At 45.2% G+C, this 14,451-nt stretch carries 12 protein-coding genes; 4 read left to right on the forward strand and 8 right to left on the reverse strand.

Annotated elements, in window-relative coordinates; all coding sequences use genetic code 11:
• Nucleotides 1-9 precede the first annotated feature (9 nt).
• From QT979_RS29045 to QT979_RS14800, 3 genes are all read right to left on the reverse strand, one after another.
• Complete coding sequence (locus QT979_RS29045; protein WP_445304785.1) at nucleotides 10-237, reverse strand: transposase; 228 nt, start codon at nucleotides 235-237, stop codon at nucleotides 10-12.
• Between the two features lie 13 nt (nucleotides 238-250).
• A complete protein-coding gene (locus tag QT979_RS14795) occupies nucleotides 251-979 on the reverse strand; it encodes an IS110 family transposase (protein WP_333310774.1) in 729 nt (242 codons plus the stop codon).
• A 282-nt stretch (nucleotides 980-1,261) separates the two neighbouring features.
• Nucleotides 1,262-1,399, reverse strand: a complete 138-nt coding sequence (locus tag QT979_RS14800; RefSeq protein WP_333310776.1) for a hypothetical protein — start codon at nucleotides 1,397-1,399, stop codon at nucleotides 1,262-1,264.
• 264 nt (nucleotides 1,400-1,663) lie between these two features.
• Here QT979_RS14800 and QT979_RS14805 point away from each other — a divergent pair, with 264 nt between their 5' ends.
• On the forward strand, nucleotides 1,664-2,338 hold the full coding sequence (locus QT979_RS14805) for an acetoacetate decarboxylase family protein (protein ID WP_333212900.1): 675 nt from the start codon (nucleotides 1,664-1,666) through the stop codon (nucleotides 2,336-2,338).
• Nucleotides 2,339-2,556: 218 nt separating this feature from the next.
• On the opposite strand, the gene QT979_RS14810 is transcribed toward QT979_RS14805, so the two are convergent.
• Nucleotides 2,557-3,033 carry an orange carotenoid protein N-terminal domain-containing protein gene (locus QT979_RS14810; protein ID WP_333212899.1) on the reverse strand — a complete coding sequence of 159 codons (477 nt, stop codon included), beginning with the start codon at nucleotides 3,031-3,033 and terminating at the stop codon, nucleotides 2,557-2,559.
• A gap of 288 nt (nucleotides 3,034-3,321) precedes the next feature.
• On the opposite strand from QT979_RS14810, the gene QT979_RS14815 reads away from it, so the two are divergent.
• Nucleotides 3,322-3,909: a Uma2 family endonuclease gene (locus tag QT979_RS14815; RefSeq protein ID WP_333310778.1), complete on the forward strand. Its 588-nt coding sequence runs from the start codon at nucleotides 3,322-3,324 to the stop codon at nucleotides 3,907-3,909.
• An 86-nt stretch (nucleotides 3,910-3,995) separates the two neighbouring features.
• Here the strand turns inward: QT979_RS14815 and QT979_RS14820 are convergent, their stop codons facing one another.
• The 4 genes from QT979_RS14820 to QT979_RS14835 form a co-directional block, all read right to left on the reverse strand.
• The gene (locus QT979_RS14820; RefSeq protein WP_333310780.1) at nucleotides 3,996-7,151 is read right to left on the reverse strand and encodes an MFS transporter; all 3,156 of its coding nucleotides are present in this window, start codon (nucleotides 7,149-7,151) and stop codon (nucleotides 3,996-3,998) included.
• 490 nt (nucleotides 7,152-7,641) lie between these two features.
• Nucleotides 7,642-7,803, reverse strand: a complete 162-nt coding sequence (locus QT979_RS14825) for a hypothetical protein (protein WP_333227126.1) — start codon at nucleotides 7,801-7,803, stop codon at nucleotides 7,642-7,644.
• A gap of 80 nt (nucleotides 7,804-7,883) precedes the next feature.
• The gene (locus QT979_RS14830) at nucleotides 7,884-8,813 is read right to left on the reverse strand and encodes a hypothetical protein (protein ID WP_333310782.1); all 930 of its coding nucleotides are present in this window, start codon (nucleotides 8,811-8,813) and stop codon (nucleotides 7,884-7,886) included.
• A 144-nt stretch (nucleotides 8,814-8,957) separates the two neighbouring features.
• Nucleotides 8,958-9,350 carry a hypothetical protein gene (locus tag QT979_RS14835; RefSeq protein ID WP_333310785.1) on the reverse strand — a complete coding sequence of 131 codons (393 nt, stop codon included), beginning with the start codon at nucleotides 9,348-9,350 and terminating at the stop codon, nucleotides 8,958-8,960.
• Between QT979_RS14835 and proS the strand changes: the two genes are divergently transcribed.
• Together proS and QT979_RS14845 are read left to right on the forward strand one after the other, a co-directional pair.
• Nucleotides 9,349-11,154, forward strand: a complete 1,806-nt coding sequence (gene proS / locus QT979_RS14840; RefSeq protein WP_333212891.1) for a proline--tRNA ligase — start codon at nucleotides 9,349-9,351, stop codon at nucleotides 11,152-11,154. The two genes, QT979_RS14835 and proS, sit on opposite strands and share 2 nt — an antisense overlap.
• Nucleotides 11,155-11,367: 213 nt before the next feature.
• Complete coding sequence (locus QT979_RS14845) at nucleotides 11,368-14,340, forward strand: adenylate/guanylate cyclase domain-containing protein (protein WP_333310787.1); 2,973 nt, start codon at nucleotides 11,368-11,370, stop codon at nucleotides 14,338-14,340.
• The last annotated feature ends 111 nt before the right edge of the window (nucleotides 14,341-14,451 follow it).

Raw genomic sequence — 14,451 nt, forward strand, 5'->3', positions numbered from 1 at the left:
CTTGACCTGTCAAGGGGTAGCAAGTAAATAATTGGGGTCGAAAGGCTTTTGGGACTTTAAAATACCAAAAGCCAAATGCACCAATTTCCGCATCAAAGCACCAATTACCTGCATTTTGACCTTCCCACGACCCAATAATCGGTCACTCATAGCTTTCAACAAAGGGTTATAACGCATCGCCACTACCGCTGGCATATACAAAGCTTTTCGCAGTCGGACATTACCCGTACAAGACAAACGAGTTTTGCCCTTAACCGAAGTCCCAGAAGTACGTTCGCGGGCGTGTTAAACCAGCATAGGCTGCTAATTGACGAGCATTATCGTAATCAGAAACATCGCCAATTTCAGCTAATAATATAGAAGCTGTTAAATCTCCAATGCCAGGAATTGAATTCAACAGCTCGCGCTGTTGTTTTAAGTGTGGGTGTTGGTCAAAATGGTCACTAATCAGTTTTTTGATTAGTTGTTGTTGCTGTTTTAGATAGTCCAAATGTTCCTGGGTAAGGGCAGCAACTGTTGGCGTAGCTGTCTCCAAACGGTTTTGTTCGCTCGTCATCATTTCTGTGACTGATTCGAGCCGCCGTAACAAGGCTTGTAATTCCTTGACTTCGGGGGCTGTAGGAGTCCATAATGATGGTTTCATTGCCGCACAAAAACGGGCAATCAGTGCCGCATCTACGGAGTCTGTTTTCGTTCTCAGAAGTTCGCTTTTAGCAAACCCTTTAATACGAGCCGGATTGACGATACTTACCTGAAAGCCTTCCCCATAAAGGAATTCTGCCAAGGCTTCGCCGTAGATGCTAGTAGCTTCCATACAAGCATGGAGTTCGACGACACTTTGTTGTTTGAGCCAGTTATGCAAACTCTCAAACCCTTGAGTATTGTTCGTAAACTTTCTGGGTTTAGTTGCACGACCTTCTCTCAGTAATGAGAGATGAAAGTCTTTTTTACTGATGTCTATCCCTAAGACTGTTGTCATTATTTGCTCTCCATGTACTCCGATCTATTAAAGAACTTGACAGGCAATTAATACTAACCTTGTGAATGCAGGCTTTCTCGCTCCTTTGATCGAGAGCCTAAGATACTGTCCAGCTTGGTGCGCCTGTCATCAGTAATGGGAGCTTATCTACACAACAGACTTGTGACTGTCTAAGGGGCGGGCCAACTTCACCGATTTCTGATGTTCTCTTGCTCACACTTTCGCCTGTTACAGAACCGTTTCTACAAAACTTTCCTTGTTTCTTTAGATTCACTTCGTCGATCAGTACGATCGACTGATTGTCGGTACGATCGACTGATTGTCGGTACGATCGACTGATTGTCGGTACGATCGACTGATTGTCGGCTCGATCGCCCACTTGTCGGTACGATCGCCCACTTGTCGGTATGATCGAATCAATGACGTGGCAATCGCCTGACTCACTCTTTTAAGATACAAGGGGCGGGTTTGAATAATAATATCTAATTCCTGTTGACAATATTACTAAACCCGCCCCCCTACAACAGATAACCCACGTCAATTATTCATCTAATTTCTCGTCACATATTAATTTGTTTAAATAAACTAAATTCCCTCACAATGTGTGAAGAAATGCAAAGGGCTGTCGCTTTTTAGACCCTAAGCTAAAATAAAGATAAAATCTCAGATATTTAATCACTGAAAATGGTATATCCACCTGCACCTTGGAATCTGCAAGGTTATGCTGTTCAGACTTTACAATTAGTAGATGTGGCACGAGTGCGCGCCTTAGTTCCCTCTGAATTAGAAATTGTCTCTTTATTGCCAGGAAAAACCCTAGGTGGCATTTATGTATCCTCCTACGGGTTGGGTTCGGTGATGGAGTACAATGAGTTAATTGTAGTTAGCGCGATCGCTAATTATGCTGGAAAATGGGGCGCTTGGATTTCCCACATCTACGTAGACAATCCTAACTCGGTAGCCGGCGGGCGCGAAATTTGGGGACTTCCTAAAGAATTAGCTCAATTTAGTTGGGAAGGTAGCGATTCGGTAAAGGCAGCACCGCTAGGCTACCGCGTCACAGTTCGCCAAGGAAACCGTCAACTGTGCAGTCTCAATTACAGCAAGCAAACTTTAGCTTTCCCGCTGCCTTTTAGCGGAAATGTTTTCAGCGCTGAGCGCACCAATTTGCTGTTGTTTAAAGGAGGATTGCAGTCTCGCATCGGTTTGATTAAAGGCGAGTTAGATGTGCCAGAAGAAAGCCCTTTTGCCAGCTTAAACTTAGGCCACCCCTTGCTAACTTTTGGCTCCGAAGATATGCGTTTAAAAGTCGCTGCGCCGGAAGTTGTGGGAAACAGAGCCGTTGAATTCAGTTATTAGCTGTAAAGTGCGGGTATTTTCCGTCAACCTAAAAAAACAGAACAGCCAGAAACCCGGTTTCTTCAAGAAGCCGGGTTTCTGTCGCGACGTATTAGTTTGAGCTACTTACTAATCTTTTTGAGGAGTTAGGCATCCAACGGCTAAAAACCGGGTTTTTTCCTAAATGCCTCGTTGCGACATCCGAGAAACCGGGTTTTTTTTCGTAGTAAGTCCTATTTTTAAATGCCAGCCCCCGGAGCTGCTTCAGCACCCATTTCTAAAATTGTACCGCGAAGGAAATCAATTTGCTGCTGGAAGTCCATGCCCTCAATCTTTCCTAATAAAGATTTTCCTGCGTCGGGAAGTTGATAGTCTGGAGGGACAGGAATAATAGTTCCTTCGTCCATTCCTACTGCTAGAAAATACCAAAAAGCCAGTTTCGTTTCAGGGCTCATCGAGCCGTACATCCGGCTGATTTCGGTATTGGCTTTTGAGGCAATGTCGCGCATTACTTGTAGTTGTTCTTCGTGGGGCAGCGGCTTGACTTGCTCGAACAAACCCTGAGCGATTTCGGAACCGGAAGCACCGGGAGCCGCTGGCGTTATTGACTTGCCCATTTCGGTGTAAACAAACCACAGCAAACCTAATTGGTCGTCTACACTCAACTTCTTAATATCTGCTTTTCCTTGGTCGTAAGCACTGGTAGTAAAGGTCATTCAAGCCTCCAAAATAATATGTATTGCTCAGTTTTCTTATTTTTGAGAAAACTTTTGTTTGCTACTTAAGTTAAAGTACCTAATAAATAGTGATGCTAGAATCTTGCTTAAGACAGAGATGATCCGGGACATAAGTTCGGGGAGTAAATTCACCAAAGTTGGGAAAAAGTGCAACCAAAGGATGAGGAAAATTTGACAAGATTGTTGTTAGTGGCTCTCATGATTAGCATTGTTTAGCCGATCGCCGATCGCCTATAATCGCAACATACCTGTATTGAGGTGGCTGTTATGTCGATCGCAACTGCAAAACGCTTCACCATAGCGGAATATCACCGCCTGACAGAACTGGGGTTCTTTAATGAGGACGATCGAGTTGAGTTAATCAAGGGAGAACTTGTGAAAATGGCAGCTAAAGGTACCGCTCACTCGGTTTGCGAGACACGCTTGGAACGCGAGTTATTTAAGCTGCTGGGAGAAAGGGCGACACTGCGGGGACAACAACCTATTATTCTGCCTGATGACAGCGAACCAGAACCCGATCGTGCGATCGTCCAAAATCGCCCTGACGACTATCTATCCTCTCACCCCTGTCCAGGGGATATACTGTTGCTGATTGAGATTGCAGATTCTTCTTTGAGTTACGACAAACAGGTTAAGCTCCCCCTTTATGCTGAAGCCCGAATCTCGAACTATTGGATATTTAATTTATTACAAACTTGCTTGGAATGTTACAGCGATCCGTATCAGAATGCCCCTGGCCAATTTGGTTATCGCAGGACGCTGATTTTTCTGCCCAACGAGTCTGTTAATCTGTCTTATTTTCACGACTTGGCGCTCGATTTATCGAGAGTATTTCCGCCAACTATAGAATCCTGAAGGACTCTGATATTATTCCAAAGAAAATAGGCTGGCAAAACGCCAGCCTAGAATCAGGAGAACTTTATTTCAAACTCGTTGAAAATCTAGCTAAACAAACCCGAAATCCCGTTGACTGCTATTGCTCCAGCCAAAGCGGAAACAACCACAGAAGTCAGAGCCGTACCGAACAGCCACCAAGCTGCGGCTGCTGCCGCTTCGCGCGCATCTTCTGCTTGCTGCTTGGTCTTTTTCTTGAGCTGTTTGATGCGTTTTTTGGCTTCATGTTGCAGGCGTTCCGATCGCAATAAAACGCTGTCCCTGGCTCCTTCCATTTGGTCAACAATTCGGTGAGCGTCAGTCTCGGAAATATCGGAACGAGAACTCAGTAGGGCAACTAAAGTACCGCGATCGAACTCACCTAAACGCTCCTTAATCGCGTCAAATCCGGCCTGCGGATCGTCAAACACTTTGCGGAAGTCCCGCTTGATGCCTTCGTAGTTGAGTTCTGGTCGATCGAGCGAATTGAGGTAATCCCGGATTTTCCCGAAAATACCATCCATTGCTGACTGAAACTTGTCCTGAACCATTTGAACTTGTTCGACAATTTGGTTGCGGACAGATTCAATTTGGTCGGCAATTTTGTTGGCTTCCTCTTCCGAGATGTCTTCCCGCTGCGACAGCAATGCTACCAGAGTCGAGCGATCGAAGTGCTTCAGGCGATCGCCCAAACTTTGCATCCCCATTCCCGGCTCACTAAACAGCAACTGCAAATCGCGTTTGATGCTTTCAGGATTGAGTTCTTCCTTGTCCGTATTCCGCAAGTAATTTTCCAAACTTCCTTGGAAATCGCGGACTGTTTTTTGAGCGCGAGAGGCCAAGCGGCGAGGAGATTTCACGATGCTGCGAATTGAATCTTGCACGCGATCGATCGTCCGATTGATCTGTTCTTCGCTCAAATCTTCCCGCTGGGAAAGCAGCTTGACTAAAGTTTCGCGATCGACCTGAGAAAGTCTGTCCCGAAGTGCCAAAGCACCCTCTTTCGGATTTTCAAACAATTTAGTCAAATCCCGATTGATGGCTTCTGGATCGAGTTCTTCCAGGTTTGTATTCCGCAGGTACTCGCCAATTTTTGCAGTAACTTCCTCGTACTGTTGCTTAGCTCTATCTGCAACTATTTGCGGCGCGTGGATAATGTTGTCGCGCACAGATTCGATCCGGTCGATCGTGTGATTGATCTGTTCTTCGCTGAGGTCTTGGCGCTGTGACAGCAACTGCACCAGCGTATCGCGGTCGAATTGAGATAAGCGTTCTCTCAGCGCTTTGAATCCGGCTTCCGGGTCGTTTAACAGCGTTTGAAACTCGCGCTCGATCGCTTCAGGATTGAGTTCTTCCTTATTAGTATTGCGGAGATAGTCCTCTACCTTTTGCCGCAATTCTTGGGCTTTAGATTGCGCTTGCTCTTGCAATTCTTGAGCTCTTGAAATTACGCGATCGCGCGAACTTTCCAGCCGCCCGATTAACTGATCGGCTTCCTCTGGACTGAAATCTTCCCGCTGACCCAGCAACTGCACCAAAGTATCGCGGTTAAACTGCGACAGGCGATCGCGCAAAGCTTCAAAACCAGCATCGCGATCGTCCAAAAGCGCTTGGAAATCGCGCTCGATACCTTCAGGATTCAATTCTTCCTTGCCGGTCGATCGCAAATAATTCTCAATCCGACTCCGCAAATCTTGAGACTGTTCTTCACCAGCGGCATCTCGCACAATTTCCAACACTTCTTGTCGGACACCTTCAAGCTGTTCGGCAATTTCCGTCACCTGTTCAGGAGCAAACCCCTCACGGCGGCCCAGAATCCCTACAAAATAATCAGGATTAAACATTTCTAACTGGCGCAAAACCGCCCCAGGAGAAGCTTCCGGGTCGTAAATCACATCCCTAAATTCCTGCTTGATTGTCTCCCGGTTGAGATGCCAAGGTTGGGCATTCATCAAGTAGTTTTCCACATCAGCCTTAGCTGTATTGAAAGGCAGCGCAGGCACTTTGTCGCCCACCTTAGAAGCCAAAGATTTAGCTTGTTCCGTCCCTTTGGCTGTCAGTTGCTGCAACTGACCAGTGATTTTTTCAACATCCAAATCAGACAAATCTGTCCGCGACAAAACAGTACCCACAAGAGCTTCCACACCCAACTGCATCGCTCGCTTCATGGGGCTGCTGGATTCCGATTTGTTTTCCCTACTTTCGAGAATTTGAGACAGCTTGGCGTTGAGTTCGTCAGACTTCAGCAAATCGGGAGCGGCAAACTTGAGAAAATCAACCAACTCTAAATTCGGGTCTTTCTGCTCTTGCTGCTTGCCGAAAGTTTGCTTCCAAACGCCTTCGAGTTGGTCAGCAACTTGAGTTATTTCCTCTTGAGAAAAGTCTGTGCGACTCTTAACTAAATCCACAAAAGTCTGGCGGTTAACATTCTTCAGAACGTCGCTTCCCGCAAGAGATTTGATATCTGCATCGCCCAGCAACTTTTCAAATTGACCGCGAATTTCCTTAACATCTAGCTTCGGTAACTGCAAAGAACCCACATAATCTTGCAGTGTTTCGCGAATGCTATCCGGGTCTACCGCCGAACTCAATTCGCGGCGTACAGCGGCCACAGATGCCTCTACAGTATTGACCATTTGGTCGCTAGCCATCTTGCCGCCGATCGCTGCACCCGCAGTACCCATGATGCCTTGAACGCCCGAAAAAGCGGTTTTTATCAAGGAACCGATCATAGAACCGACGGCGCTAGAACCGAGCCACACTAGGGTTAAAAAGTACGCCGCCCAGATGACCACACCAATAATTGCCGCTCCGTCTACGCTGGCAATTGAAGTTAGTTTGACTGCCAGAAAACAAGCCAAAAATAAAGCCAGGTTAACGGTGACTAAAATCCAACCCCCGACTAAACCTTCGATTTTCCGAACTTTTTTGCCTAAACTTTCGGACTCATCATCATCGTCATCGTCGGGTAAAGCCTCGTCCCAATTTGATATTTTGGCGGCGATTGAGAAATTGGTTAACAGGAATTGGAAGCCGAAAGCCATAATGACTCCGGCGATTAAGGCCACGAAAAACTGAGGGCTTAAAAACATCAGCCCTCCGATATCGGGGTGGTCAAATGGCACATCTATTTCTACTGGCATTTGTACTGGCATTTCTACTGGCATTTGGCCCCTATCGAGTTTTGGAGTGTACAGCGACATTAATAACTCGCTTTGAAACATAATTTACCTCCTTAATTTTTATGCCTAACTCGGCATAGCGAAAATTGCCCCCAACTTTTTTCTAGGGGTGTTTGTAATCTTTAGATGAGGTTTTGTTTGGGTTCGGCTTTATCTTACGGAAGCCCTTATTAGTGACATTGGGATGAGTGGTAAATCAGTTCTATAGTGATCTCATCCTTACTGCTTATTATGGCTCTGGAAGCTAAAAAATAAATCCGTCTAAAGTCAGAAATTACTTTTTAAGGGATTGGTAGCAGCAGAGTTCGCATAAAACTGGCAAGTTTGATGCGGGGGCAATACCCACCAATTATCAATAGTAGTAAAGTGCGATGTGATGCACTCTACATATCGTAGAGTGTGCTACCGAGTTAGGATTCCGTTGGATTTTCAGGCTCAAAACGAGCGAGTAATTGCGATCATCGAGCTGCATACTCAGTCGCGTGATTTCCAGAGATTCTAGTTAAATAAAAGGCTCGATTATTTGGGCTAGTTATTCATCTATTTCGCCAAATCTTACTTGTAATAATATACTCTCAAGAATCTCGCGTTTGCTTTGCTGAATACATTGCTCGATACCTCGCTGAATACCTTGCTCGATACCTCGCTGAGTTGCTTCTTCAACCCGTTGTAAATAGAGGGGTGATAGTTCCATAATTAACTCCAGATTTTGTCGATAATAAATAGTAAACTGATATTGAGCGCACCCTACCGATTGTAGAGTGCGCTGCTGACTCAGGATTCCGGTTGATTTTTTTGTTCAAAATGAGCTAGCAATTCAGAGCGATCGAGCTGCCTAATTAGTCGCGTGCGATCGAGGGGTTCTAGCTGAATCAAAGGCTCGATTATTTGGGCTAATTCTTCATCTATTTCGCCAAATTTCACTTGTAGCATACTCTCAACCATCAGGCGTTGAGCGCGCTGAATACCTTGCTGGATACCTTGCTGGATACCTCGCTGAGTTGCATCTTCCAACCGTTGCAAGTAGAGGGGTGACAGTTCCATAATTAACTCCCTATCTTCTCGATCTATGTCTTGGCGAACTTCTAAAATAGTTCGCAAGTTGTACAACAATTCTAACGCATTCAACCGAAAGACATTATCTGAGGGTAACTCTCTCAATTCGGCAATAGCTTGCTTCTGCACGTTTCCCTTCCCCAAAACTCTCAGCCACAGCGTTTCTGGCGTGCGGGGCAGTTGGTGAATGGCAATAATCGCTGCTTTCAGAGATGGGCCCATAAAATAAACTCCACTTACCCAATTTTCCGGTTCGGGAATCGCTCCAAATCCAGCTAATATCGTGTCGGAAACAGTCGGCGACAGTATCCAAAGTTGGGGCAAGTCTGCCTCTGCAATCCGGGTATTTTCTCTAACTGCGGCGCGTTCAAATTCCCCGTGGATATCGAAGAGTTTGCCCAGACAACTGCGAATTTCTCCGATTTGGACAGGGCTGCGGAAGGGTTCAAATACAGCGGGTTTTGCTGCGATTTGACCCAAAATGCCGAGGGCTGTTGCTTCGACTTCCGGTTCTGCTTTCGGGGAAAATAAAACGTCAACCTGCCTTACTTCTCCAGCAACATCCCGGCTGGTTTCTACATTACCGAGAGGGGTTAATAGTTCTTTCAAATACTGTTTAGCAAATTGGTCGTGAATAAATCTGGTCATGCGATTTTAGATTTGAGAGTGGGAATTAGTTACTGGATATGGGTTTGGCGCTTGCCTCAAGTTGCATTGTTTTTTTAATCCAGTCATTAGAATGTAATTGCGCGTCATTCAACAAACATGATATTAGGTGCGCCGCAGCGTACCCTACGATTTTTTGCCGCAGCATTTACCCTGACAGTTGCGAATGCTGCGAATACAGCCGTACTCCTCGAAACGTTGACTGTGTTTGCGAACAGTAGGATAGGCCAGTAAATATAAGGGAATTCCGATTAGTTTGTAAAGCAATCGACCAGCAGCATGAACAATATCCCAAATTTCGCTTAAATTAGGTTCTCGAACAAATTCTCCTATTTCATCTTTTAAGGCAAGCCACTGAGATTGCACAGTAGGAGAGTGACAATCATCAAATGCTGCCATACCTTTTTGGTAGTTTTGCAAAATTTTATTCATATATTTAATCAAATCGGGCTTAGTTCTGATAATATCAGAAGTTAATCTAAAATTACACTCATCCGGTATTTTAAGGAAATCAGCCATGCGACTATCTCAAATGCTTTTTGTTACCCTGCGCGAAGACCCGGCAGAAGCAGAAATTCCTAGCCACAAATTATTACTCCGTGCCGGATACATCCGGCGCATCGGTAGCGGAATTTACGCTTATCTACCTTTAATGTGGCGAGTTCTCAAAAAAGTATCTCAAATTGTGCGCGAAGAAATGGACGCTACCGGCGCTCAAGAATGTCTCCTCCCGCAATTGCAACCGGCCGATTTGTGGCGGGAATCTGGCCGGTGGGATACCTATACTCAAGCTGAAGGTATTATGTTTGCCATGACAGACAGGCAGCAGCGAGAATTGGGACTGGGCCCAACTCACGAAGAAGTAATTACTACAATTGCTAAAGATATGATTCGTTCCTATCGGCAATTGCCTGTACATCTATATCAAATTCAAACTAAGTTTCGCGATGAAATTCGCCCGCGTTTTGGGTTGATGCGCGGCCGCGAATTCATTATGAAAGATGGCTATTCTTTCCATACTAACGAAGAAAGTCTGAAAAAAACTTATCAGGATATGGCTCAAGCTTATAGCAATATGCTGCGCCGATCCGGCTTGCAGTTTCGAGCAGTAGATGCTGATTCGGGAGCAATTGGCGGTTCTGGTTCTCAAGAGTTTATGGTGTTGGCTGAAGCGGGAGAAGATGAAGTTCTTTATACTGAAGATGGTCAGTATGCCGCTAATGTGGAAAAGGCTGTATCGATGCCTGCGGATGTGGAACCGTCGCCCTTTGCAAATTTTGAAAAGCGGGAAACACCGGGAACTGAAACAATTGATAAACTTTGCAAATTTTTGAAATGTTCTCCGACTCAAGTTGTCAAAAATGTGCTTTACCAAGCTGTTTACGACAATGGCATGACTGTTTTGGTATTGGTAAGCATTCGCGGCGACCAAGATGTGAATCAGGTAAAGTTGCTGAATGAGTTGACGAAGTTAGCGGGCAATTATCAAGCTAAAACTGTTTTATTTTTGACTGTTCCCGATGCGGAAGCTCAGCGGAAATGGGCTGCTAAATCTTTACCTCTCGGTTATATGGCTCCCGATGTTGCTGATGATTATATCGCTGGCAGCAAGGAGGTAAACTCTAAGTTTTTGCGTTTGGTCGATCGCACTGCAGTTGACCTGACAAACTTTGTCACTGGTTCAAACGAATCAGGATACCACGTTGTCGGTGCTAATTGGAACAAAGAATTTCCTCTACCAGCAACGGTTGTGGGTGTCAGAACAGCCAAAAAGGGCGATCGGGCAGTGCACAACCCCGAACAAACCTTGCAAAGCGCCAGAGGCATCGAAGTCGGCCACATCTTCCAATTAGGAACCAAATACTCCCAAGCAATGGGCGCTACCTACACCAGCGAACAAGGCGAAGAAATGCCCTTTGTTATGGGCTGCTACGGCGTCGGCGTGTCGCGGCTAGCTCAATCGGCTGTAGAACAATCCTACGACAAAGACGGGATAATTTGGCCAGTGGCGATCGCCCCGTATCACGCCATCATTAGCATCCCGAATATTTCCGACGCCCAACAAGTAGAAGTCGCCGAAAAACTCTATGCAGAACTTAACCAATCGGGCATTGAAACGTTACTAGATGACCGCGATGAACGAGCCGGAGTCAAATTTAAAGATGCTGATTTAATTGGCATTCCCTATCGCATTGTTCCGGGCCGTTCGCTGAAAGCAGGCAAAGTTGAAGTCGTGGAAAGAGCAACTCACAAATCACAGGAAATTCTCATTGATGAAGTAAATTCTACTTTAAAACAGTGGATTGAAGCCGCCATCAACTAAGCCTTTATAATTGGTAAGGTGCGCGACCGCGCACCTACATTTAGGCTCGCAATGTGCGCGGTGTACAGCTACATTAGCTCCCCTCTTTCTCTTCCTCCTTCCCTCTTCCTGACATCCATTACATCCGTTACATCCGTTACATCCGTTACATAATCCGTTGCCGAACTTCCCTCTTCCTTCTGATGTGAAATTCCCTAAAACTTAAAACTCGGTATGAATCTGAACCTAAATCAGTTTCTGCGATTCCCTCAATCCCGAATTGGGCGGTACTTAGCCCAAGTAACTGTCGTTGCTGTCGCTTACGCCGTGGGGGCGAGGCTAGCAATTTCAATTCAAGGTGTCAATCCCTTTGCTGCCTCGGTGTGGCCACCCGCAGGAATTGCCCAAGCTGGACTTTTATTGTTTGGGAGTAAAGTCTGGCCTGCCATAGTTTTGGGTACATTTTTGCTCAATTTGGTTAACCCAAGTGAACAGATATTTGCACTTTGGGTGGGGGGAAACGCCGGGGCGATTCTGCAAGCGGTTTTTGCCGTAATTGTCCTGGGCTGGTTCCGGTTTCGTCCCTCTATCGAGCGCTTGAAAGATGTAATTAATTTAATCTTGTTTGGCGGTCTAATTGCTACTCAAATTAGTTGCACTATTGGCGCATTTTCCCTATATTTAGCGGGAAAAATAGAGTGGAGCGAATATTGGTCTGCTCGATGGAATTGGTGGTTAGGAGACACAATGGGAGTTTTAATTATCACTCCATTGATTTTAATTTTTCTTCGTCCTAAAGTAACCGCCGATCGTTTAAAAATACCAACAGAACCCCATAAAAATTATTTAATTGAGCGGGTAGTATGGTTAATCTTATTAATTGGGGTGAGCTGGCTGGTTTTTGAGTCGAAACATCAAGCTGCTATTTCTCGTTATCCCCTGGAATATTTGCCATTTCCTTTGATCATGTGGGCGGCGCTTCAATTCGGTCAGCGAGCCGCTGTTCTAGCATCATTTATTGTCTCAATCATCGCAATCTTGGGCAGTTCTCATGGAGGTGGGCCCTTCACAGCCAAAGCCGACAATATTAATCAGGCTATCTTGTTTTTGCAAGCTTTTATGGGTGTAATTACGATTACCTCGCTGTTATTGGCAGCGACAGTAGCTGAACGCACATCAGCAGAGTATTCTCTGCGGGAAAGCGAAATTAAATATCGAGAATTGGTGGAAAATGCTAACAGTATTATTCTGAAACTGGACGCTGACGGCAATATTACTTTTTTTAACGAATTTGCCGAAAAATTCTTTGGTTACAAGGAGGAAGAAATTCTGGGAAAAAATGCCTTGGGAACCATTATTCCACAGACGGACATGGAAGGGAATAACTTAGAGTTGGTTTATAGTCAACTTTTACAAAATCCCGATCGCTTTACCAGCTATGAAAATGAAAATATGCGGCGCAGTGGCGATCGCGTTTGGGTATCTTGGGCAAATAAACCGTTGGTTGATGCAGCGGGAAAACTTTTGGGCATCCTCTGCATCGGCACAGATATCACCGATCGCCGAAAAGCTGAAATAGCGCTGCAAAAGCTGAATGAAAAGCTGGAAATCCGAGTTGAAGAACGGACAAATGCCCTGAAACAAAGCGAACTTCAGCTACAGAAACAGAAATCGGCATTAATTGATTTAGCCAAAAATAAAGCGCTGAATCAAGGCGACTTAACCAAAGCGCTTCAAGAAATAACTCAAACTGCTAGCCGTACTCTGGAAGTTGCCCGATCGAGCGTCTGGCTGTACGATCGCACTAAATCCAAGATGGAGTGCCTGGATTTGTTCGATCGCACTCTCAACCAGCACTCACACGGTTTGAAATTAGCAGCAGCAGACTATCCTGTCTATTTTCAAACACTGCGAGAAGAACGCGCAATTGCTGCATTTGACGCGCAAAACGATTTTAGAACTAAAGAATTTGCGGAATCTTACCTAATTCCCTTGGGCATCACTTCTATGCTAGATACGCCGATTCAAATAGGCGGAGAAACAGCAGGAGTTTTCTGTTTAGAACACGTAGGAATGCCCCGCTTTTGGACGATTGAAGAACAAAGTTTCGCTGTTTCTCTAGCAGACTCTGTAACTTTCGCAATGGAAGCGCGAGAACGGCAGCGGGCTGAAGAAGCGCTGCGGCAAGCTGAAGAAAAATACCGCAGCATTTTTGAAAATGCGATCGTCGGCATTTTTCAAACTACCCCAGATGGGCAATATCTCAGCGCCAATCCTGCTTTGCTTCGCATTTACGGTTACAGTTCACGCGAGGAATTGGTCGGCACATTAACTGATATTAGCCAACAGCTTTATGTTGACTCCGAACGCCGGGCAGAAATTGTCCGCTTAATAGAAGAACAAGGCAAAGTATCGGATTTTGAATCTCAAGTTTACCGCCGAGATGGCAGCATAATTTGGATTTCGGAAAATACTTATACAGTGCGCGATTCCTACGGAAATTTGCTTTATTACGAAGGTACTGTTCAAGATATCACAACTCGCAAACAAGCTGAAGCAGCTTTGCGCTTAGAACAAGAAAAATCCGATCGTCTCCTGTTAAACGTTTTACCACAACCCATTGCCGACAGATTAAAACAAGACCAAAGCATCATCGCCGATACTTTTGCCGAAGTAACAGTATTATTTGCAGATATAGTCGGTTTTACCCAAATTAGTTCCCAAATTTCTCCGCCCGAATTAGTTTCCTTGCTTAACGACATTTTTTCCACATTCGATCGCCTAGCAGAAAAGCATGGATTGGAAAAAATTAAGACTATTGGCGATGCCTACATGGTAGTAGGAGGGCTGCCGATGCCCCGCAACGATCATGCAGAGGCGATCGCCCAAATGGCCCTCGATATGCAGCAGGCAATTACTGACTTCAGTAATATCCACAATCAAGATTTTAGCATCAGAATTGGGATTAACACCGGCCCTGTCGTCGCCGGAGTAATCGGTATTAAAAAATTTATTTACGATTTATGGGGAGACACCGTTAACACCGCTTCCCGCATGGAATCCCACGCCTTGCCGGGGTGCATTCAAGTCACCTCTGCAATTTATGATATATTGCAGGACAAGTATGTATTTGAAAGTCGCGGCGCGATCGAAGTTAAAGGCAAAGGCCAGATGAACACTTATTTTCTGACAGGGATAAAGTTATAGCATCAGGAAGAATGAAGAAGGAAGAAGCAATATAAAAAGTCATGTTTCATAATTAATAATTTCCTAATCTTCGGGCGCGGTTGCTATAGTTAATTAAGAATATAACACTGA

Origin of the sequence: Microcoleus sp. w2-18bC1 (genome assembly GCF_036700365.1) — a bacterium.
Lineage (GTDB): Bacteria > Cyanobacteriota > Cyanobacteriia > Cyanobacteriales > Microcoleaceae > Microcoleus.

Coding starts and splice junctions, on each gene's coding strand:
- QT979_RS14795 (WP_333310774.1), bottom strand. CDS start 979: ATGACAACAGTCTTAGGGATAGACATCAGTAAAAAAGACTTTCATCTC.
- QT979_RS14805 (WP_333212900.1), top strand. CDS start 1,664: ATGGTATATCCACCTGCACCTTGGAATCTGCAAGGTTATGCTGTTCAG.
- QT979_RS14810 (WP_333212899.1), bottom strand. CDS start 3,033: ATGACCTTTACTACCAGTGCTTACGACCAAGGAAAAGCAGATATTAAG.
- QT979_RS14815 (WP_333310778.1), top strand. CDS start 3,322: ATGTCGATCGCAACTGCAAAACGCTTCACCATAGCGGAATATCACCGC.
- QT979_RS14820 (WP_333310780.1), bottom strand. CDS start 7,151: ATGTTTCAAAGCGAGTTATTAATGTCGCTGTACACTCCAAAACTCGAT.
- QT979_RS14825 (WP_333227126.1), bottom strand. CDS start 7,803: ATGGAACTATCACCCCTCTATTTACAACGGGTTGAAGAAGCAACTCAG.
- QT979_RS14830 (WP_333310782.1), bottom strand. CDS start 8,813: ATGACCAGATTTATTCACGACCAATTTGCTAAACAGTATTTGAAAGAA.
- proS (WP_333212891.1), top strand. CDS start 9,349: ATGCGACTATCTCAAATGCTTTTTGTTACCCTGCGCGAAGACCCGGCA.
- QT979_RS14835 (WP_333310785.1), bottom strand. CDS start 9,350: ATGGCTGATTTCCTTAAAATACCGGATGAGTGTAATTTTAGATTAACT.
- QT979_RS14845 (WP_333310787.1), top strand. CDS start 11,368: ATGAATCTGAACCTAAATCAGTTTCTGCGATTCCCTCAATCCCGAATT.